The sequence below is a fragment of the Mucilaginibacter dorajii genome (genome assembly GCF_024808255.1).
Classification (GTDB): Bacteria; Bacteroidota; Bacteroidia; order Sphingobacteriales; family Sphingobacteriaceae; genus Mucilaginibacter; species Mucilaginibacter dorajii.
Genome location: NZ_JANTYS010000003.1, coordinates 144,779 through 166,872, shown reverse-complemented (window position 1 = coordinate 166,872; position 22,094 = coordinate 144,779). Strand labels below are relative to the sequence as shown.

The window sequence follows — 22,094 nt, the reverse complement described above, 5'->3', positions numbered from 1 at the left end:
GATCATTAAAATTTAAGGTTGATGTTAAAGCCAATGTTGCGTACAGTTGGCAGGGTAAGGTCTTCTAAACCTTGGCCATTGCCCGAGTTAAAGGCAGTTTCAGGATCGATGTTAGGTGCGTTTTTATGGATGATCCACAGGTTACGACCAACCAATGAAACAGTTGCACCCTGCAAACCAATACCTTTTACCCAGTGTGAAGGGAAAGTATAGCCCAGTTTAACCTCGCGCAGTTTAATATATGATGCATCATAAACAAATGCCTCATCAACATTAGTAAAGCCTTTATAATAAGATTGTGCCGGCAATATGGTGGTATTAGCTGTACCATCGGCCTTTACACCTTTAAATATCACCCCATCATTATAAACGGTTACACCGGCAGGCGCGCTGCCGCTTACCTGTACCGCGGTAGCCGAAGTATTGTTGCCTGGGTAATAATAGCTTAAGCCGCCATTAGCCGCGCCACGCCCCGGCAGGGTTGAGGCCAATACACCTGTATAAGTGCCTGTGCGGTTGGTATTAGAATAAATTGAACCACCAAAACGAGCATCAACCAAAAAGCTCAGGTTAATACCTTTATAGCTAAAGCTATTATTGATACTACCCAACCAGTTAGGTGTAAATTTGCCCAGGTATTGTTTGGTTGGATTGATAACCGGTGTACCATTGGCAGCAACAATTATTTGACCAGATGCATCACGCTGATAAGCGTTGCCATATAAAGTACCATAAGGCTGGCCAAGGGCAGCTAATACCTGCACAGTACGATCGCTACCCAACACGATGCTTTGCAGCCTGCCTTCGTCATCAAGTTTGGCTACTTTGCTGCGGTTTAAAGAATAGTTGGTAGTAACATCCCAGGTAAAATCTTTTGATTTTATTGGCGTAATACCTAATTGTACCTCAACACCTTTATTATTGATACGGCCGCCGTTGATCACTTTTTGGCCGTAGCCTGTCGCCGGGCTTACATCTACAGTTAATATCTGGTTTACGCTATTGGTGTTGTAAGCGCTCACATCCAGGTGTACCCTATCCTGGAAAAATCCTAACTCAAAACCGGCTTCGGCCGATGTGGTAGTTTCTGGTTTAAGTTTGCTGTTCAGATCAATACTTGGCGAACTTTGCTGCGGACTGGCACCGAATGGCGCGGTAAAGGTATAAGCATTGATTAATTGGTAAGGTGTTGTAGCCTTACCCACTTTTGACCAGCCACCTCTTAGTTTGGCATAGGTTAACACATCGCTCTTGATGTCCAGGGCTTCTGAAAGCACCAAACTGCCGTTAACTGATGGGTAAAAATAAGACAGGTTTGCAGCCGGTAAGGTTGATGACCAGTCATTACGGCCAGTTAAGTTGATGAACGCGTAATTGCGGAAACCAATTTGCGCCGATGCAAAGTAACTGTAAGTTTTAAGCTTGCCATAGTAGTTTGATGACACCAGCGGATCGCGCGAGTTGCTTAAAGTATACAAACCTGCAACTGCCAGTTTAGGTGCAACCTGGTCGTTTTGCTCATTTAATATGGTGCCGATGTTACCACCGCCTAAAACATCTAAAGAGAAATCATTATTGAGCTTTTTGGTGTATTGCAAACGGCCTTCGGTATTGGTTTCGTTTACGCTGTAAGCATCCTCCTCGTATGAGCCAAAAGGCGTTCCGTTTGTACCGTAAGCTACTTTGATTTTGCGACGGTCGTTATAATAATCTGTCCCGGTGCGGAAATTAGCCGATAAACCTTCAATAATCTTATAGTTTAATTCAACACTACCAATAATCCTGTTTTTATGTTGCCCAACGGTATTTTCATATGCTAACCAGTATGGGTTGCTATAATAGCTATTGTTCCAGTTAAAGGTATTGCCGTTGGCATCCTTATAGTTTTTTAACTGGCTCACATCAACCTGCCGGCCAAACCAGGTGAACTGCAGCATAGTGCTGGTAGCCCTTTTGCCGCCCGCGCCAGGCAGGTTATCGGCATCATCCTTAATATAATTGGCAATAGTAGTAATGGTTAATTTAGGACTAAGCTTAAATGTAGAGTTCAGTAAAAATGAATTACGCCCTTGCGATGTATTTGGGATAATACCTGTTTGATGCAGGTTATTGTATGATAAACGATAATCGGCTTTATCTGTACTGCCTGATAATGCTACACCGTTATTTAAAGTAACGCCTGTTTTAAAAAAGTCTTTCACATTATCCGGATGCGCTATAAATGGCACAGCTACACCGTTTGAATTAAACTGCGGGATAAGCGAACCATCCAATGCCGGGCCCCAGCTTTCGTCAACACCATCGTTAACGCCGCCACCCTTGCCATCAACATAGCTAAACTTCCCGTTTGAACCCTGGCCGTATTGGTTCTGATATTTTGGCAACACCTGTACGTTTGAGAAACTTGTGTTGGAGTTTACATTGATGCCAAGCCCTTTAGTGCCTTTACCTGTTTTTGTTTTAATGAGGATAACACCGGCAGCTGCACGGTAACCGTAAAGCGCCGCGGCATTTGGGCCTTTAAGCACACTTACCGATTCAATATCTTCAGAATTAAGATCCGCTATCGCGTTAGCAAAATCCCGTGAGCCGTTAGTGCCTAAAAACTGGGAGTTATCAACTATAGTTCCATCAACCACAAATAAAGGCTGGTTGTTACCGGCTATTGAAGTTTCCCCACGAATAATAATACGGGACGATCCCATATCGCCCTGGCTGTTGGTTACCTGCACACCGGCAATTTTACCCGCAAGCGCGTTTACCAGGTTGGTTTCTTTAGCTTCTGATATCTCCTTTGATTTTAAACCCTGAACAGAATAGCCCAGTGACTTTTTATCTTTTGAGATATTGAGGGCCGTGATCACTACCTCGTTAAGGGAGTTAGCGGCATCTACCAATACAATTTGTAAATTGGTTGAGTTTGCGTTTACGGTAACTTCCTGGCTTACAAAACCAAGGTAGGTAACTTTCAGTACCTCATTAACATTGGCATCAATAGTAAAGCGGCCATCGGTATTGGTTTGGATACCCCTGGTAGTACCTTTTACAGATACACTTACGCCGGGTAGCGGCAAGCCATCGGCTTTGGCGGTTACCACCCCGCTTATTTTAACGGATTGCGCTGCAACCGTTAGGGTAACAAAAAATGGCAGCAGGAGCGCCAGTAATAATTTGTAATTTTTAAACATAATAATTTAATGGTGAATGGTTTTTAAAAGCCATACAGGCGCAATAAAGCATAGCCAATAGCATTTTTGGGCATGACAAGCCCAGCTAAAGCATTTTTTGAGCACCGGTAAAGAATTGATTGTGGATTGATAGTTAAGCGATAGGCAGCAAGCTGCAGCAGGCACCCTTACCAATTAACCGTAGCCGTTGGCTTAACAGCAACAACGCATGCTTTGCATAAAAGCATAAACAGATGAGCAAACAGGCAACATAATTTGTTTTGCAGGATAGATGTTGTGTAAAGGTGTACTTGTTGTTTTCATAACAATTTAGATATAGGGCGTAAAACCTGGCAATTGCATCCTGATATTAGCCGGCAGTGAATGCCAATGGTATAATTGCAGGATATTATTAATTTATAGAGATGCGGTTTTATTGTTAACCAGGGCGTCAACCGCTTTTAGCATCGATGAAAATTCCTGGGTATCATATAAGCGGGTGAGGTAAACTATTTTGCCCTCTTTATTGATAACCACATTGCGGGTTACGCCGCTTTTTTTGTTGGCAAAACGGCCAAAAATGTCCGCCCCCGGGTCAAGCGCCAAAGGATAGCTTATATTCATTTCCTGGTGGAAATGTTTTACTTTTTCAAGTGGCTCATCGCGGTCGACACCAATTAATACCAGGCCTTTATCTTTATAGGCTTGCCAAACATCCTTTTCAAGATGAGGCATTTCCTGGCGGCATACGCTGCACCAACTTGCGGTAAATTGCAGTATAACTACTTTGCCACGCAGGGCTTTTAATGAAGTTGTAGTACCATCGGCAAGTTGAAGCTCAAAATCTGACGGAGCCTGGTCGCCAACCTTTACGGTATACCCACGGTCGTCACCAGGTGACCCGGGCGATGCGGTTTGTGCCGAAGCGATTGTTCCGGTTATTAATAATAAGCAGGCAATAAGTAAATGTTTAATATTCATAACAGTAAATTTTAAGTCCCGCTTTTAACAGGCATTAATGTTCATGAATTTTAATTAACAGAAAGATTAAACAAGGAGAAGATATAACGACCAGCCATAAGCTGTGCAATAATTTTGCGAACATTATCTTTTTTGCCGGTAACAGCAAACAGGAATTAGCACCTTTATAACCAGAGTTTACAGGTTGCTAAGACATCACAGGGCCTTTCCCTCAGTCTTTCTTGATAATTAAAATTAAAGAACTATTTGATGATGCAAACATACAATATATTCCACTAAATACATAGACATTATATAATTTATTTGTCAAAATCAAAAATATGCCCAATCCGCACCAGGGCAAACGCATCTAAATAGTTAACGGAATAAGCTTATGCGGTGGGAATATATAAGCATCAAGCGATACCTTAGTTTTTATCGCCTGATGCCGGTTAAAAGATCCAGGTCTATCCGGTATCTGTATTAGGCAACAACAGGCACAAATATTGAATGCGCCTAATTGCGCGATACACCATTTTAGTGTTAACCATGCAAAAATATAAAACCATGATTATTAACTATTTATAAGATAAATATCTGAAATATGTTAAGTTATGTTAACCCAATTAGATACGTTTTGCCCAGCCATCGGCACTCTTCGCTTTATAAAACGACCTGGATGTTATTCAAATTTCAGCGGTAGTGAACACCGGTATCAATTAAAATATTGGCAGGAAAAGGCCATTGCTCTAACCGCCATGCGCTATCCCAAAACAGCCATTCCAATTGGCACGATTTCAGGAACGCGGCCGTCATTTTACCTTGCTGTACAGCCGTGCAGCTATTTGCAGCCTCATCACAAATGCGGATTGCCTTATTTACCAATAAGTCAAACTCTTTTCCTGCATAGGTGTCGATCCAGGTTTGATAGGGATTATTTTTCTTGTTTTGGTGCTGATAAATATAATCCCCAACCTTTTTATAGATCCAGAAACAAGGCAATACCGAGGCCATTGCAACTTCCACCTGGGCTAAAGCTGCTTCTTTTAATAAATAACTGGTATAGTGGTGGCAAGATGGCGATTGTGGAATGTTTTTGGTGATATCAAATTCTTTAAAATAATTATTGTGCAAAGCATTCTCCACCACGATAGCGCCTTCGGCAAACCGGATGAAATCAAGTACCTGCTCAGTTTCATTTGACCTGGCTGCTATTATTGCAAGTGCCCGTGCAAAATGCTCCAGGTAAAGGGAATCCTGCGCAATGTAAAACTTGAATTTTTCTGAATCCAGGGTGCCCGAAATCAATTCCTGGATAAAAGGCATCGTAATAATTGCCCGAAAAACATGCTCGGCCCTTTGCCAGGCTACTTCACTCCATTTCATGTTTAAATAATTTTTGAGGATCAAAGAGATGGTTTAATGGTCCGTGCCCTTCACCGGTTTTAACATCCTGCCCGGCCACGATGGCCTCATGCACATAAGCTTTAGCCTTTTCAATGGCCACATAGATATCATTATTTAAACCAACAAAGGCGGCAATAGCAGAAGATAGTGTACAGCCGGTACCATGTGTATTTTTTGTGCTAATGGCAGTTGACCGGAATGTCTTTTCAAATCCATTCTTATCAAGGTACACATCAAACAGATCGGGCCCTTGTAAGTGGCCTCCTTTAACCAAAACCGCGTTACATCCGGCTGTTATCATCCGGCGGGCTGCCTCTTTCATGTCAGCAACGTTATTGATTTTCATTGCCGCGAGTATTTCTGCCTCGCTTAAATTGGGCGTAATCAACTTTGCCTTTGGGAATAATTCTTTTTGAAGTGCAGCTATCGTATCTTTTTCAATTAAACGGTGACCACTGGTTGATACCATTACCGGATCAAAAATGACCGGTATTTGTGGATATTCTTTTAAAACTGCTGCAATTGCGACGGCCAATTCTGCGGAATGAACCATACCGATTTTGATTGCCATTGGTTTAATATCATCCATCACAACCTTAATCTGCCCCTTCACAATTTCAGCCGGTATACTGTGAATACCGCTTACCCCCAATGTGTTTTGCACGGTAATAGCGGTAATTGCCGAAGTTCCGTAGCAGCCCAGGGCACTAAATGTTTTCAAATCGGCTTGTATCCCTGCTCCCCCACAGCTATCCGATCCGGCAATGGTAAGCAGGGCCGTATATTTATATTGCTTACTCATAATATCCCATTTTTTAAGCTAAAAACCTCTCCCTTAAAATGGGCCTTTACTATGTTAACCGCCATTTTACTTCGTTCACCCGTTTGGCATACAAAAACAAGTTTCTTATCGACCGGAAAGGTTGAAATATGTTCCTGAACGTCATAAAGAGATATGTTTATCCCACCGATATTGTAATCCTCAAATTCATAGTCTTCACGTACATCAACCAGGTAAATTTGTTCGGGCGTTTTAGCTATCCAGGTATTTAAAACTTCTATTGAAATCTCGTCTGCTACAAGGAGAACAGGCTTATCTTCATTTGATGCCTGAGTGGGTTTTGTTTGCTCTTCCATGGCTATTTCAAAAATAGCCATGGTGTTATCAAGCGCACCGATGGTAAGTAGCTTACCTGAAAGGGGCTCCCCTATTTCGCAAATAACCTTAATTGTTTCATTGGCCATATAAGTTCCTATAATGCCCGGCAATACACCAATTACACCAATATCCGAACAATTGGGAACCTCATCTTCTGGAGGAGGTTCAGGAAAAATGTCTCTATAATTTGGTCCGTTTTTATAATTGAAAACGGATATATGCCCCTCAAACTTAAAAATTGAGCCAAAAACAAGCGGTTTGTTTAATGCCACACAAGTATCGTTGACCAGGTACCTGGTCGGGAAATTATCAGAACCGTCAATAACCACATCGTACATATTAACAAGCCGGGCGGCATTATCAGATGTGAACCTTTCCGGGTAAGCCACCAGGTTTATAAATGGGTTAAGTATTTCCAGCTTTTGTTTAGCTATTATGGCTTTGGATTTCCCCAAGTCGGCGGCTGAGTACAAGATTTGCCTGTGCAGGTTGCTCAAATCAACCACATCATCGTCAACTATTCCAATTGTACCAACACCTGCCGCAACCAGATATTGCAAAACAGCGCAACCCAGGCCACCGGCACCTATCATCAATACTTTGGCTGCTTTTAATTTTTGCTGCCCTTCAATTCCCAGCTCGGGTAATATGATCTGGCGGTTATACCGTTTTAATTCCTCGCGCTCCAACATCGTTTATTATTTAGGCTAAACATTTATCCCAATCTTTCCACACGGGCTCATAACCCTGTGCGGTGATTACCCTGGCTATTTCGGACGGACTACGTTCATCAGATATTTCAAACTGCTCTAAAGATTCAGGCTCAACCACGTAACCACCCGGATTAGTTTTAGAACCGGCGCTGATGGATGTAATACCCAGTTTGATAATATTATTCCGAAAATTTGGCGACTCGCGGGTAGAGATCGATAGCTCCACCTCCTCATTAAATAAACGGTAAGCACAAATCAGCTGCACCAGTTCTCTGTCGCTCATCTCTACTTTTGGTTCAAGCCCCCCGCTAAAAGGGCGCAACCTTGGGAAAGAGAGGCTGTATTTGCTTTGCCAGTATTTCTTTTCCAGGTAACTGAGGTGAACGGCGGTAAAAAAACAATCGGTGCGCCAGTCTTCCAGGCCAATCAATACACCAAGCCCCATTTTATGTATCCCGGCTTTTCCCAGCCTATCCGGTGTTTCCACACGGTATTTAAAATTTGATTTCTTCCCCTTCGGATGGTGTTTCTTATAATCTTCCTGGTGATACGTTTCCTGGTAAACCAGTACTGTATTTAAGCCATAGGGTGTTAACTGTTGGTAATCTTCCAGGTCCATGGGTTGTATTTCCATAGAGATATGCGCGAAATGCGGCCGAATCAGTTCCAGTACTTTTTTAAAGTAATCTACGTGCACGTTTACGTTATCTTCGCCGGTAACCAACAGTACATGCTCATAGCCCATAGCTTTTATTGCTGCTACCTCCTGCATAATTTCTATAGGCGAAAGGGTTTTACGCTTTACTTTATTATCGTAACTAAAGCCGCAATAGGTACAAATGTTGCTGCACTCGTTAGATAAATAGAGCGGCACATACATTTGAAGCACCTTACCAAAGCGTTTTAATGTAAGCCGTTGGCTTATCTGTGCCATTTGCTCAAGATAAGGGGCGGCGGCCGGCGAAACCAAAGCCTTAAAATCTTCTAACGTTCGTTTGGTTGCCGACAAAGCCCGTTCCACATCATCGCCGGTTTTGGCATAAATGGAGGCTTTGGTTTCGTCCCAGTTATAGGTTTCAAAAATATCGTTGAAGCTATTCATCTAAAAACGAGGTTAATGGACTGGTTGCAATTGCATGTAAAACAGGAGACGCCAATTTTGCCTCAAAAGCCATCCGTCCGGCTTCTACAGCCAACTTAAATGCCGCTGCCATTTGTACCGGATTTGCTGATACAGCTATTGCTGTATTTACCAAAACAGCATCGGCACCAATTTCCATGGCCCGGGCCGCATCAGAGGGCGACCCTATACCCGCGTCAACAATAACCGGCACATTACTTTGGCTAATGATGATCTCTAAAAAATCGATGGTTTTCAAGCCTTTGTTACTGCCAATTGGCGAACCCAAGGGCATTACGGCAGCGGTTCCTGCATCTTCCAACCGTTTACATAAAACCGGATCGGCATGAATGTATGGCAACACTATAAAACCCAGTTTAGATAGTTCTTCAGTAGCCTTTAAGGTTTCTATGGGGTCGGGCATCAGGTATTTAGGGTCAGGATGAATTTCCAGCTTTATCCAGTTGGTTTCCAGGGCCTCACGGGCCAGTTGGGCAGCAAACACCGCTTCCCTGGCATTACGCACACCAGAAGTATTGGGCAGCAAGTTGATATGCGGGTATTTTAAACGGAGCAATAGATCATCATGGTCGTTATTGCTAATGTCTACCCGTTTTAAGGCAACGGTAACCAATTCAGAACCTGATGCCAGCAAGGCTTCTTCCATTAAAGCCGAAGAACTGAACTTTCCCGTGCCTGTAAACAGGCGCGAACTGAATATTTTATCTGCTATTTTTAACATTGTGTGTTGATTTAAACCTCTAACAAATAAGTGCTGTTTAGCTGCTGATACATCTGTTTAACCATTGTTTCAGCATCAGTTGCATAAGTAATGGCACCAGAAACGGCTACACCATATAAACCTGTTTGCATAATGGCGCTTATATCGTGTTGTTCAATACCGCCTATGGCAATTATTGGTGTTTGAATGCCTGCCAGTTTCACTTTTTTGATAATTTCGGCATAACCATCCAGGCCCAATATCGGGCTGAGTTTTTGTTTGGTTTTGGTGAACCGGTACGGCCCAAGGCCTATATAATCTACCTCCTCGGCAACCCTTTGCCTGATGTGTTCAAACGTATTTGCTGTGCCACCTATAACCATGTCTTTACCTACAATGGCCCTGGCCTGGTTAACCGGCATATCATCCAAGCCCAGGTGCAGGCCGTAAGCGCCCGCCTTCAGCGCAATTTCGGGATGATCATTCACAATTAGTTTAGCGCCATATTCGTTGCATAGCTCACCAACGTATAACGCGTATTCAAGAATATCTTCCTTTGGTTGCTCCTTAACCCTTAATTGAATCCATTTAGCACCGGCTTTAAGCGCGGCTTTTATAGCGGTAATATGTGTGCCATTCGCTGGTTGTTGCGATATATAATGCAGTCTGTCAATCATCTGGTTTAGTTTTTGTTAAGGTTTTTAAATTGTTGAAGTTGGCAACCGCCTGCTGCGGATTGTTCCAAATCGCCCCCAATACAGCGGCACCGTCAAAATTCATTTCCTTAACTTTATTCAAATTAGTTTCGTTTATGCCACTCAAAGCGATCACTTGCTGACCGATACCCGTTTTATCCAAATAAAATGGCTTCAAAACCTTACCCTCGTAGCCTGGCTTGGAAATACTGTTAAATACCGGCCCAAAAAAAGCATAATCAAATGCGCCCAGTGATGGTAATACCTGCAAATCATGAGCAGAGGTGCTTAATATGTATCCTTGTTCTTTTTGCCCAATCAGTTTTTCGGGCGACGTGCGGATGCGCTCCTCTTCCTTGTAATGCAATCCTTTAATCGCAAAGTATCCGGCCATTTCATGATACTGGTGTAAAGCCATTTGCCCGTGAAACGATTTGTCGATCCGCATCAATAAATCACTTACCTGCTTGATATCCCAGCTGGGTTTGCGCAGGTGGAAACGACTCATGCCGGTTTCGAAAAGCCGGTTGATGATAGTCGCCTCGTCGGCAATTACCTCAGGGGCAGATATAATGATCAGCTCCATTTCAGTATTATAAATAGATTTCGCTCCCTTTTTCGGCAAATTCCTTTGATTTCTGCTCCATTCCCGTTGTCAGCGCATCTTCTTCGGCCACACCATTTTCTTTGGCATATTCTCTTACATCCTGCGTAATTTTCATCGAACAGAAGTTAGGACCACACATAGAGCAGAAGTGAGCTATTTTGGCGCCTTCGGCAGGCAAAGTTTCATCATGAAATTCTTTAGCCGTATCCGGATCGAGCGACAAATTGAATTGGTCATCCCACCTAAATTCAAAACGGGCTTTACTCAAGGCATTATCGCGGTATTGCGCGCCGGGGTGACCTTTTGCCAGATCAGCGGCATGGGCGGCAATCTTGTAGGTGATCACCCCATCTTTTACATCCTTTTTGTTAGGCAAACCCAGGTGCTCTTTTGGCGTAACATAACACAGCATAGCGGTGCCAAACCAGCCAATCATGGCCGCGCCTATTGCCGAGGTAATATGATCATACCCTGGCGCAATATCCGTAGTTAAGGGTCCCAAGGTGTAAAATGGAGCTTCAGAACAATACTGCAATTGTTTCTCCATATTTTCTTTGATCAGGTGCATCGGTACGTGACCAGGGCCTTCAATAATGGTTTGCACATCGTGTTTCCAGGCTATTTTGGTTAATTCGCCCAAAGTTTCCAATTCACCAAATTGCGCTGCATCGTTAGCATCGGCAATACAACCCGGACGTAAGCCATCGCCTAAAGAAAACGATACGTCATAAGCTTTCATGATCTCGCAGATCTCCTCAAAATGCGTATATAAAAAATTCTCTTTATGATGAGCTAAACACCATTTAGCCATGATAGAACCGCCACGGGATACAATGCCGGTAATGCGCTTTGCCGTTAAAGGCACGTAACGCAATAAAACACCGGCGTGAATGGTGAAATAATCAACGCCTTGCTCGGCCTGTTCAATTAAAGTATCGCGAAACAATTCCCAGGTCAGATCTTCGGCTTTGCCGTTTACTTTTTCTAATGCCTGGTAAATAGGAACTGTACCAATAGGCACCGGTGAATTACGGATGATCCACTCGCGGGTTTCGTGAATGTTTTTGCCGGTAGATAGGTCCATAATGGTGTCAGCGCCCCAGCGGCAGGCCCATACCGCTTTTTCCACTTCTTCTTCGATACTGGAGGTTACAGCCGAGTTGCCGATATTGGCATTGATCTTTACCAAAAAATTACGCCCGATAATCATGGGTTCTATTTCAGGGTGATTGATGTTGGATGGGATCACCGCCCGGCCGGCGGCTACTTCCTGCCTCACAAACTCTGGCGTAATATAACCCTTAGGGGTATTTGCACCAAAACTATGGCCCTGGTGCTGGTGGTTCATCACATCGTATTGCCCGTTAAGCTGTTCTTTTAAAAGATTAATACGCTGGTTTTCCCTAATGGCGATATATTCCATTTCGGGCGTAATAATGCCCTTTTTTGCATAGTGCATTTGCGATACGTTCATCCCCGCCTTAGCGCGAAATGGCTTTGTGGTATGGTTAAAACGCAGGTTGTTTAAACTTTTATCATTTAACCGCTGCTGCCCATAATGCGATGAAATATGGGCAAGCTGTTCTACATCGCCCCTATCTATGATCCATTTATTGCGCAGACGCGGCAAACCCTTTTTTACATCAATATCGGCATTCACATCTGTATAGGGTCCGCTGGTATCGTACACCGTTACAGGCGCATTAGGTTCGGTTTCCCCAAACCTGCCATGAAGCCTGGTATCGCTTAAGCTAATTTCACGCATGGCTACCTTAATATCGTGCAATTGTCCCTGTACAAAAACCTTTTTAGAGGCCGGAAAAGGTGCAGTAGTCAACACCTGGTCTGTTGGAATTTTTTCTTGTTTCATTGGTTTCGATTTTAGGATTAGCCGCCTTGAGTGGCTTTAATGATAATTACATGATCGCCGGGACTGAGGAGATGCGTTTCCCAGCTGGCTTTAGAAAGGATGGCCTGGTTAACAGCCACAGCAATGCCCTTAACAGCGTTTTTTAACACAGCTGTAAGCAAATGCTGCACACTGCAAACATCGGCAACCTGGTAAGTTTGTTGATTTACGGTTATTTCCATTCTGAGTCTAAAAAATAACTTTTAGGAATGGCCCCGTATGGAGGAAAGAAATAACAACTAAATATCAAATAAAGATATCGCGTAAAGTTGTCGTCACTTTTCCCTTCGGCAGTACTAACTGCATCAGGTTCAAAGGGTATTATCTCAGTCCAGTAAAGGACACCCCTAAAGTTGCGGTAAACTTATAGAAAAGATCTCAGAAACTGTTTAAATTCCTTTCAAAAATATTTAATAGCTATGCCGTGCTATAAAAATGTTTATTGTACCCCTCCGACCTTTTGATTACCAGGCCGGCATCGACTAATATTTTCAACTTGTTATTAAACGAGCTGATGCTTATATCAACACCCTGGGTTTTCAATTGCATCCAGATGGTTTCCGCGTCGCTTTCCAGGTCGAGGTTTACAATAAACTCCACAATCTGATCGAGTATCTGGTTATTATCTTCCTGTTGCCTGGTGATTCGCGATTTAGAGGCTCTGAATTGGGATTGATTGATCATGCTTCTTTAGTAACTTTTCCCGAAATGGCTTTTTAGAATTTGACTAAGTTAAACTTCAAATTTGAAGCAAATCTGAAGTTAGCATGCAGGGCGTTACAGGCGAAGCAATTAGCCAAAGCACGAATACGCTGTAAAACAAGCAGTTATTAAAACAAAGAAGACAAATTCCCTAATAAAATTAACGCCTTGAGTTACTAAGTTAAAGTCTTTTCGATGGGGAATAATAAATTAAGGATAGCACACAAAGGGCGCACGTAAAAGCCTACAATAGCACGGTTATACTTGCATTGATTTGATGGGGACGGATATTGATCAATGCTTTTGAGTTATTTGATTTGTTCCCGGTGGTTTAAACCCCACTCAACCAGGCTTTCTGTTACCGGGAAAACACTCTGTCCGTATGCTGTTATCGCATAACTCACGGTCACGGGTCTTGTGTCCATTACCGTGCGGGTAACCAGCAGGTTGATTTCCAGGTCCTGCAGTTCTTTTGAAAGCATTTTCGCGGATATTCCTTCTACTTCGCGCTGAATTTTTTTAAAAGTGTTGACCTCGTTGATGTGGTTGTTCAGATGCCGCATGATCCTCAGTTTCCATTTGCCACCTAAAATTTCCAGGCTATCGCGGATAGCCGCCAATTCCTGTTCGCAGGTTACTTCTTTTTTATCTGCATTCTTCATTATTCAAATATAAGATAGTTAACAGGAGGTAACCGGTTACCTCCTGTTAACTCATAAAGATAACCAACATTTGGCTTTTAATTTTGATCAGAATTAAATAGTAACTTTTGAAAATATGACACAATTAGATTATTACGTGCTGGATGTGTTTACCAATCAGCGCTACAAAGGCAATCAACTTTCTGTTGTTTACATCAATTCCGAACTTGATATACAGCAGTATTATGATATTTCGAGAGAATTCGGTTATTCAGAAACCTCATTTGTGTATTATGATGAAACGGAAAACATTTTCAAGGTACGGTCATTCACTCCGGCTAAATTTGAAGTTGCCGGTGCCGGGCATAACCTTTTGGGTGCAGTTTGCCTGGCGCTGATCAAAAAATGGGATATCTTTAAAAATCAACAGGGCGTTCCCCGCGTTAAAATTAAGGACATTGAAATCCCGCTAAAAATCACCGAAGTAAATGGCCTTCCCTATGTAGGTATGAAACAGAAACCGGCCAGCGTAGTGGGCACTGTACCTGCCCAAATCATTGCCCAGGCTACCAGATTAAGCATCCAAGACCTCGACTTAAACGGATGGGACATTAACATAGTACAAACAGAAGTAGCGCATTTGATGGTACCCGTACGAAATGTAGCTGCACTAAAAAACGCGGTTTCCAATAGATCCTTGTTAAAAAAAGCTTCAGAAACATATGGCTTTGAAGGCTGTTATTTGTTTACTACCCAGGATACCGAAAGCGATATCCTTGCCGAGACAAGATTTTTCAACCCTGGTATTGGCATTGATGAAGACCCCGCAACGGGGACAGCAGCAGGTCCGCTTGCCGGCTACCTGCACCAGCTTGGTTACATTAAAACAACCCAGGATTACAGAATTTTGCAAGGGACCTACGTTGACCAACCCTCAACCATTCACGTAAACGTTGCCGATGATGGCATATGGATCAGTGGTTCATCGGTTATTGTGATGGAAGGCAAGTTGTTGTTGTTGTAAGCGGTGGCATAAAAGTTTGTCATCCTGAGTTGTAAAATCCGCGGACTCTAAGGGGCGAATGACAATATAACGCTATGTCATTGCGAGGAACGAAGCAATCGCGAACTGTGCAAGTCCGCCCTGTAGAGCATGAGATTGCTTCGTTCCTCGCAATGACATGGTGGACTTTTCATAGGTAAAAACGAAGTATCTTCTTCTCCCTGCTCATCGCAGACTTTTATAGCGAAGAAGATCCTACACTGCGTTCAGGATGACAAACGTTGTTATAAACACCTTATCAGTCGCCCTTAACCTTGGTATTTCTTTTTACGGCAAGCGGGTATTGCCGGTCAACACGGTTGAGCACGATATAAACCGAATCTTTATGTCCGTCTAATCCTCTTAAAATAAACCGGCCTGGCTTCGGGGCTGTATAATTCCACACAACTTTTTCACTGGTATCTGCGCGGTTTTTCAATATTAATACGTGTTTAACCGTATCCGCATCATATCCATAAAACAACCTTCCTATGTTACCATAATACTCTGTTGTACGAATCTTATTTTCCGTATTTAGCTTAAAAGGTTTGACAACTTTAATACTGATGGTGTTGAATTTTTCAAAAACCACATTTTGCCAGCGTAAGGTATCATCAGGAGCATACGGGATAATTCGGTTATTTATCCTGAATTCCTCCACATTATAAAACCCGGTAAAGCTGGCTACTCCATTATCAAGCGGCAATTTAAATGTTTTACCTGCTGCATACAGCTTTCCGTAATGATAACCGCGATAGAACAGGAAAATAAAAATAAAACCAACCTTAAGAATAATACGCCCTACCCTTTTCCATCGCTGCGAAAAAACCGGCGGCTGAATATAGCTGATGGCCGCCTCTTTATGCTCAATGAGCAATTGCCAGAACTTAGTTGCGTCCTTAGCCAGTAACAGCAGGGATAATAGCAACAGGTGCAGGCTTGCAAGCTCAACCCCGGCATCATACCCAATATTTACAAACCATATAGGAAGCAGGATAGCGATCATCATCAGGGCGCCTAATGTAGCCGTACGGCGGAATAGAATGAGCACAGTAGCTGTTAATTCAAATACACCCGCGAAAACCTCAAAGAACGGCGATACTCCCGTAGTAAGCCAGTAAAGTTTTCCGGGCGTAAAATCGCCTAAATTGGTATTCAACTGGCTGATGGTTGGAAAAGGCATTTGAACAGGAAATACTTTGGCAATGGCAAACCACGACATTCTTAAAGCAACCTGGTATCTCACCAAAACAAAGAACAGGTTGTAAAGACGGGCATCACCGGTATCAATATCCAATATGTTTTTATTCTTATTAATTTGCTTTTCAACCCATAACCACACCGCGCCAACAAGAAAACAGCCCAGCAGAGTAATTAACCAGCCACCGTAATTTTTACCACCCTGGCCGCTAAAAAACCAGGGGTTATTCTGGCTAAGCACATCGAGCCAGCGCCAGGGGTAATTAACTACCGAAAAACCGGCATCAAAGTCCTGGCTATAAAAAGATGGGGTAAGTGGTATAACGGTTATTGCTGCGTAAACAATAAATGCTCTTAAAAGGAGCCGGTTATACCATGCCCAGCCGGGGCCGGCAAAATCATTTGTATTTGCCATTAGCCCAATCTTTTATTAACCTCGTTCCAGTTAATTACATTCCACCAGCCGGCTACATATTCATTGCGCCTGTTTTGGTATTTAAGGTAATAGGCATGCTCCCAAACATCCAAAGCCAGTAAGGGTGCACCTTTTAAGGCAGCATTATCAAATAAAGGGTTATCCTGGTTAGCTGTAGAGACAATGGTTAATTTACCGTTAACATTTACAAGCCATACCCAGCCCGATCCAAAACGTGTTAACGCGGCCTGGGTAAATTGTTCTTTAAACTGGTCAAAGGAGCCGAATGCGGCGTTCAAAGCATCTTTGATCTTTCCATCCGGTGCGGCGGAGTTTGGCGTAAGACTTTGCCAGAAAAAATTATGGTTCCAGGCACCGCCGCCATTATTACGCGCTTTAGGCGAAAGCTGCGACGCGTGGTCAAAAAATTCTTTCTCGGTAGTAAAAGTTAGTTTTTCGGCAATTATGGCCTCATTTACATTTTTGATGTAAGCCGCGTGGTGTTTGGTATAATGTATTTCGTTGGTAAGCGCATCTATATGCGGCTCCAGCGCTTTATAGTCGAAGCCCAGCGGAACCTGCGAAAACTTCAGCACATCGCCGGGTGCCGTTGTTATATTTTGGGGGGCGGCTATCACATTTTCACTGTTTAAAATCAGCGGACCGGTTACAGCTACGGCAACTGTTGCCTTTAATGTATTTTCAATGAACTTTCTGCGACTGTTATTTTTCATGATGGTATTATTTAATTGAGTTTACTGGTTAAAAAAATAAAGCCGCCCGGCCAAAACCGGGACTGCTTTATAGGCACATCTATTAAATCACTGCTATTTGTGCGGTATCATTGTTAATTATGCGTTATGATTGTAGCTCCAACGTCGGTGCTTCCCGGCGTACCATTAATGTAAATGGTATATATTTTACCCGCAGCAAGTGTTACATTATTAAGTTTATTGTTGAGGATATTCAATGCGGAATGATCGGCAGTTTTAGTAACCGCGAAATTGACCGTACCTGCATCAACCGTAACAAACGGACCAATTGACCAGGCGTTTTCTCCGGTGCCGGAGAGGATAGATCCACCTGCCCTACCGTAAACCGTGTTGGTAAACAAGGCCGTTTGCCCGGCAATTCCAAAATCGACAGCGGCATTGCCTGGTGCCAGGTGCACAAACCTTATTTTGGCTTTACCGACGGCAGGCGCACTCAGGTCATCATAAAACAAAATGAGTGAATCGGCAGTGGCTTTGGTATTTTTTATAGCGAATACGGTGTGATAGTACGTAGCTATTGGGCCGTTAGGGCCGCCGGTTGTTGTAAAGGTGGCGCTGTTACCAAACTCGCGCGATGCTTTGTACGATGTATTTGTGCCCTCTGTAATGTTGATCTGTACATCGCCAAACTGGGTATCAAGATAATCGCTTTTGGTATTGATAGCGACAGCCGTTTTGGTTACCTGGGTAGTATACGTCCAAAACTGGAGGCCTACATTTACCGGCCTTGCATTTACAAAGCTGATATGCGCAACCAGCGAAGGCCTGTTTGCATCGTTGATATTCAGGTAATCTGTTTTTTTGCAGGAGCTACCCAAAAGCAGCACGCCGGCAAATAATAATGTTAACTTATATCCCCTTTTAATCAGGGTAGTTTTATGTTGATTCTTATTCATGATATGTAGCTTATAAATGAGCAGATAGTTTAATAAATGGCTGAATGCCCGCGCTGCCGTTTTGTATACCAACAACGGTTGGGTTACGCAAACCGGCAATAGATGGATCGGTGTAATCACCAAGGATATTAAACACGTTGTTTACGCCCGCGGTAGCTTGTAATTTGGCTGTGAACCTGTAGCCTACAGATAGGTCTGTTACCCAGATTGGCTTAAGGTTTTGATAAAAGTAAACAGGGTTAAGCGGATCAGCGGCGCTAAGCAGCGAGGCTGTGGTCACCTTGCCAAAGTAAACTGTACGTAGTAAGAAGGTGAATTTATCTAAACTGTAAATACCTTGCAGGTTGATTTTTTGCGCAGGGATGTTGGTAGTAACCCTGGCTCTTTCACCCGGACTTAATATTACATTTTTATACGCTTCCAATCCTTTTGGGGTATTAACCTTGGTCACTTCATTTTTAGAGAAATTGCCGCCGAAAAGGAAGTTAATATTCCCTTTATCTAACAACACCTTGTAGCTGCCGGTAAATTCAATACCCTTGGTACGTGTGCTGAACTCATTGTAAAAGAAGTTAGCCTGTGCCGCTCCTGTTTGTTGAAAAAGCGTTTTAACATCTGCCGGTAAATTGGCATCTGTGGAGGTAAAGTTACCCGTATTACCTACCCTATTATCAATATTGATGAGGTAAGCATCTACCGTTAGCTCCACATTACTGCCCGGTGCCGAGGTAAGGCCCAGCGCGTATCCTTTTGACTTTTCGGGCGTTAACTTAGGGATCCCTAAAGCCCTTGCTGCCGCGCTTTGGTTTGATGCTGTTAAGATATCAACGCCCCTGCCTTGCTGAAACGTGGTAGAAACCGAGGTATAATAAGACTGAGCCAAATCTGGCGCGCGGAAGCCTGTATTGGCCGATCCCCGGATATTCAGCCATCTGGCAAAGCTGTAGCGGGTGGCAGCTTTCCAGGTGAATACATTACCGAAATCTGAAAAATACTCGGCACGACCGGCACCCGATATCAGCCAGGCTTTGGTTACGTTTAGTTCCACATCAGCGTAGCCGGCAGTTATCGAACGACTTACATTCACGGCATTCTCCGGCCGGAAACCTAAATGGATCTGTGAACCTGCAGCCAGGCCGTTCAATGATGTTACGCCGGCATTTGACAAATATGGAATGCCACCCACCGTAGTATCTACATCAACAATAGTACGCTGATCTGCCTTAGAATAAGATGCTTCCTCACCTGCTATGATCTGGAAGCTTTCAATCCGGTGCTGCGCGCCAAAGGCAACGTTTAAGCCCTTCAAAACCTTTTCAAAGTAACGGTTAAAGTCGAGGCCGGTAGTATTTTGACCAGCGTTATACCTGCCGGCATCAAAACTGGTAGGGCTTTTTAAGCCAAGACTGGCATTCAATGAATTATCTACCCGGTTGCTGAAACTGTTTTTCCCAAACACATTTGATAGATCAACATTCCAGTAGCCTACCTTACCTTTTATGCCTACAGCTATAGAGCCATCTACAATGTTATTTTCCATGGCCGGTAAAAAGCCATCGGGATAAATAAAGTTATTGTTACGTGATGTCCATCCCGGCAAGCGGTAAACGGCCGTGAACTGCGAATTACGACTGCTGATACCTCCAAAAGCGTATATATCAGTGGTTTTATTTAAAGGGAAACCCGCGTTGAAAGACAGTAATGCGTCCTGCCCCGCGTTAGACCCACCGCCACGCTGATCAAAAAAATGACGGTCGATACCCCGGCTTTTTAGAATAGCATCATCAATTTCTTTGGTATAAATGGCATCGTATCCACGGGTATTGGCACCGCCGCCATAAATAGGCCCGTTGTACAACCCGGCATCGGCCTTACCTGCGGGCAATGAGATCGCCTGCGTGGCATATTCGGCAGTGGCGTTGATATAACCACCCGTGTTGCCTAAGCCCACACCGTAATTTACGCTGGTACGGGTTGTTGCCCCATCACCACGCCTGCGGGTACTTCCTGTAGTGTTTACTGACAGATCATCAGTTTTTTTCTTCAGTACAATGTTGATCACCCCGGCAATGGCATCAGAGCCATACTGTGCAGCCGCGCCATCACGCAGTATCTCGATCCTATCAATGGAACCCGACGGAATTGAGTTCAAATCATAGCCCGTAGAACCATTCCCTAAACCACCATAATTTACATTGGCGCTTTTATGCCTGCGTTTACCATTCACCAACACCAGTACCTGGTCGGGACCAAGGCCACGCAGTTGCGCCAGGCTCAGCGCCGAACCGGCATCCCCCGCATTACTGCCGTTAACAGAGTGGAACGATGGCGAAATATATTGCAGCAACTGGGTTACACTCGCCTGCGGTGCCGATTCAAGCAGCGGTTTGATATCGATAACATCAACTGCCGAAGCTGAATTTAACTTGGTTCGGTTAGCATTGCGAGAGCCCACAATCTGTACTTCGTTCAGGTCGTTACCCGCAGGTTTTAAAACAATATTGAACTCTTTATGTCCGTCAATCTCCACTTCCTGGCTTTCATATCCTAAAAATGAAAATACCAGGTATTTACCATTACGTACTACTATACTAAAAGTACCATCGGCTTTGGTAACGGCTCCTTCGTTTAATCCTTTAATGCGGATGGATACGCCAGGCAAAGGAGCCTTGTCATCGGCAGCGGTTACAATTCCGCTCACCGTTCGTTTTTGTGCAAATACACTTTGCCCGTATGCCAGGCTGAAAAATATAAGCAAGAGTATAATTTTCTTCATTTTACAATAGTTTTTAGACAAAGCAGCAGCTATTACCGTGCTTTTTGCACCGCAACACTTATTCTTTGCCTGTAATTAATTATTTATTTGATGGGAATTTATTTAATATTTGAGGCAAGTTTTTGCTTAAAACGATCGTCGGTAAGCGCTTTTAAAAATTCAACAATGTCGTTTATCTCCCCTTCGTTTAGGTTTAATGGCTTATCCAATGACAGGTCACGATTGATGCCATCCTTCACAACAAGCGATGGATTGTTATAATATTCAACCACGCTCTTCAGTGTTTTAAACTTTCCGTTGTGCATATAAGGAGCGGTAACTGCCACATTGCGCAGGCTTGGAATTTTAAATTCGCCATCTTCCGTTTTGTTATTGGTGATCTTTGAACGGCCAGGGTCATTCAAGTCTTTACCATTATACAGCCCAATGCTTTTGAACCTATCGGCTGTAAAATCTTCGCCCGAGTGGCAGTTATTACAATTGGCTTTACCTATAAACAAAAGGCGACCACGTGCTGCCGAAACAGATAAAGCGTTATCATCGCCGTTGATATAACGGTCATACGGACTGTTGGATGTTTCAAGCGTGCGCTCAAAGGAGGCTATGGCCTTCAACAAATTATCTTTGGTGGGTGCTGATTTAAATATCTTTTGAAATGCATCGGCATAGTATTTATTGTCATTTAATTTTTTCACAGCATCCTCAATTGGCAGCCCCATTTCTGTAGCCGATGTGATTGGCCCTAAAGCCTGCTCTTCCAATGATGACGCCCGTCCGTCCCAAAACAGGTGCGGACGCCCGGAAAGGTTTGTTAAACCGGGCGAGTTTCTTGCAGTAAGGTTACCTTTTATTCCAATACTAAACGTAGCAGTATCTGCAAATGCAAATTCCGGCTTGTGGCACGATGAGCAACTGATGGTGTTATCGCCAGACAGTATCGGATCGAAAAATAGCTTTTCGCCCAGTTGCTCTTTGGTTTGTACATCATCTTTGGTGCCTACAAAGCTCATCGAGCCTATCAATATACTAATAGCGGTAATGGTAAGCGGTATAAATCCTTTTTTCATGTCGTGTATGCACTTTTGTTCTTTTAAAATCCGGACCATTCACCGGGATACTCAATATATCCCGGCTCACGGATCCGTTTCCAACTTTAAACGAGTTTTTAAATGCTTTTTTGGTCAAAACAAT

18 protein-coding genes, 1 pseudogene and 2 riboswitches are annotated in these 22,094 nt (G+C 43.4%); of the genes and pseudogenes, 1 reads left to right on the top strand and 18 read right to left on the bottom strand.

What is annotated here, in order from left to right; all coding sequences use genetic code 11:
* Positions 1–5: 5 nt before the first annotated feature.
* The 13 genes and pseudogenes from FHS10_RS05135 to FHS10_RS05075 form a co-directional block, all read right to left on the bottom strand.
* Positions 6–3,188, bottom strand: coding sequence for a SusC/RagA family TonB-linked outer membrane protein (locus FHS10_RS05135; RefSeq protein ID WP_259088255.1), 3,183 nt, complete (start codon positions 3,186–3,188; stop codon positions 6–8).
* Between the two features lie 396 nt (positions 3,189–3,584).
* A complete protein-coding gene (locus tag FHS10_RS05130) occupies positions 3,585–4,148 on the bottom strand; it encodes a TlpA family protein disulfide reductase (RefSeq protein WP_259088254.1) in 564 nt (187 codons plus the stop codon).
* A gap of 120 nt (positions 4,149–4,268) precedes the next feature.
* Positions 4,269–4,379: riboswitch (SAM riboswitch) on the bottom strand.
* A gap of 441 nt (positions 4,380–4,820) precedes the next feature.
* A complete protein-coding gene (gene tenA / locus FHS10_RS05125) occupies positions 4,821–5,513 on the bottom strand; it encodes a thiaminase II (protein WP_259088253.1) in 693 nt (230 codons plus the stop codon).
* Entirely contained in the window at positions 5,500–6,336 is an 837-nt protein-coding gene (gene thiD / locus FHS10_RS05120; RefSeq protein ID WP_259088249.1) for a bifunctional hydroxymethylpyrimidine kinase/phosphomethylpyrimidine kinase, read from the bottom strand. The genes tenA and thiD overlap by 14 nt, the downstream gene beginning before the upstream one ends.
* Entirely contained in the window at positions 6,333–7,385 is a 1,053-nt protein-coding gene (moeB, locus tag FHS10_RS05115; protein ID WP_259088245.1) for a HesA/MoeB/ThiF family protein, read from the bottom strand. Before moeB ends, thiD begins: the two co-directional genes overlap by 4 nt.
* A 10-nt stretch (positions 7,386–7,395) precedes the next feature.
* Positions 7,396–8,508, bottom strand: coding sequence for a 2-iminoacetate synthase ThiH (gene thiH, locus FHS10_RS05110; RefSeq protein ID WP_259088244.1), 1,113 nt, complete (start codon positions 8,506–8,508; stop codon positions 7,396–7,398).
* Positions 8,501–9,268: a thiazole synthase gene (locus tag FHS10_RS05105; RefSeq protein WP_259088235.1), complete on the bottom strand. Its 768-nt coding sequence runs from the start codon at positions 9,266–9,268 to the stop codon at positions 8,501–8,503. Before FHS10_RS05105 ends, thiH begins: the two co-directional genes overlap by 8 nt.
* 11 nt (positions 9,269–9,279) lie before the next feature.
* Positions 9,280–9,924, bottom strand: coding sequence for a thiamine phosphate synthase (locus FHS10_RS05100; protein WP_259088234.1), 645 nt, complete (start codon positions 9,922–9,924; stop codon positions 9,280–9,282).
* Positions 9,917–10,528, bottom strand: coding sequence for a thiamine phosphate synthase (locus tag FHS10_RS05095; protein ID WP_259088232.1), 612 nt, complete (start codon positions 10,526–10,528; stop codon positions 9,917–9,919). Before FHS10_RS05095 ends, FHS10_RS05100 begins: the two co-directional genes overlap by 8 nt.
* A 7-nt stretch (positions 10,529–10,535) precedes the next feature.
* The gene (gene thiC, locus FHS10_RS05090; protein ID WP_259088231.1) at positions 10,536–12,419 is read right to left on the bottom strand and encodes a phosphomethylpyrimidine synthase ThiC; all 1,884 of its coding nucleotides are present in this window, start codon (positions 12,417–12,419) and stop codon (positions 10,536–10,538) included.
* 17 nt (positions 12,420–12,436) lie between these two features.
* Positions 12,437–12,643, bottom strand: a pseudogene (thiS, locus tag FHS10_RS05085) (sulfur carrier protein ThiS); the annotation flags it as partial.
* Between the two features lie 80 nt (positions 12,644–12,723).
* Positions 12,724–12,817, bottom strand: a riboswitch (TPP riboswitch).
* 58 nt (positions 12,818–12,875) lie between these two features.
* Complete coding sequence (locus FHS10_RS05080; RefSeq protein ID WP_259088229.1) at positions 12,876–13,142, bottom strand: hypothetical protein; 267 nt, start codon at positions 13,140–13,142, stop codon at positions 12,876–12,878.
* A 326-nt stretch (positions 13,143–13,468) separates the two neighbouring features.
* Positions 13,469–13,822 carry a winged helix-turn-helix transcriptional regulator gene (locus FHS10_RS05075; RefSeq protein WP_259088227.1) on the bottom strand — a complete coding sequence of 118 codons (354 nt, stop codon included), beginning with the start codon at positions 13,820–13,822 and terminating at the stop codon, positions 13,469–13,471.
* Positions 13,823–13,937: 115 nt separating this feature from the next.
* Between FHS10_RS05075 and FHS10_RS05070 the strand changes: the two genes are divergently transcribed.
* A complete protein-coding gene (locus FHS10_RS05070) occupies positions 13,938–14,825 on the top strand; it encodes a PhzF family protein (RefSeq protein ID WP_259088226.1) in 888 nt (295 codons plus the stop codon).
* Between the two features lie 277 nt (positions 14,826–15,102).
* Here the strand turns inward: FHS10_RS05070 and FHS10_RS05065 are convergent, their stop codons facing one another.
* The 5 genes from FHS10_RS05065 to FHS10_RS05045 all read right to left on the bottom strand — a co-directional run bounded on the left by FHS10_RS05065 (position 15,103) and on the right by FHS10_RS05045 (position 21,970).
* A complete protein-coding gene (locus tag FHS10_RS05065) occupies positions 15,103–16,458 on the bottom strand; it encodes a hypothetical protein (protein ID WP_259088224.1) in 1,356 nt (451 codons plus the stop codon).
* On the bottom strand, positions 16,458–17,192 hold the full coding sequence (locus FHS10_RS05060) for a superoxide dismutase (protein WP_259088223.1): 735 nt from the start codon (positions 17,190–17,192) through the stop codon (positions 16,458–16,460). Before FHS10_RS05060 ends, FHS10_RS05065 begins: the two co-directional genes overlap by 1 nt.
* Before the next feature lie 113 nt (positions 17,193–17,305).
* Entirely contained in the window at positions 17,306–18,127 is an 822-nt protein-coding gene (locus FHS10_RS05055) for a DUF4397 domain-containing protein (protein WP_259088221.1), read from the bottom strand.
* A 10-nt stretch (positions 18,128–18,137) separates the two neighbouring features.
* The gene (locus FHS10_RS05050) at positions 18,138–20,903 is read right to left on the bottom strand and encodes a TonB-dependent receptor (protein ID WP_259088219.1); all 2,766 of its coding nucleotides are present in this window, start codon (positions 20,901–20,903) and stop codon (positions 18,138–18,140) included.
* Between the two features lie 98 nt (positions 20,904–21,001).
* A complete protein-coding gene (locus FHS10_RS05045) occupies positions 21,002–21,970 on the bottom strand; it encodes a cytochrome-c peroxidase (RefSeq protein WP_259088217.1) in 969 nt (322 codons plus the stop codon).
* Between the last annotated feature and the right edge of the window lie 124 nt (positions 21,971–22,094).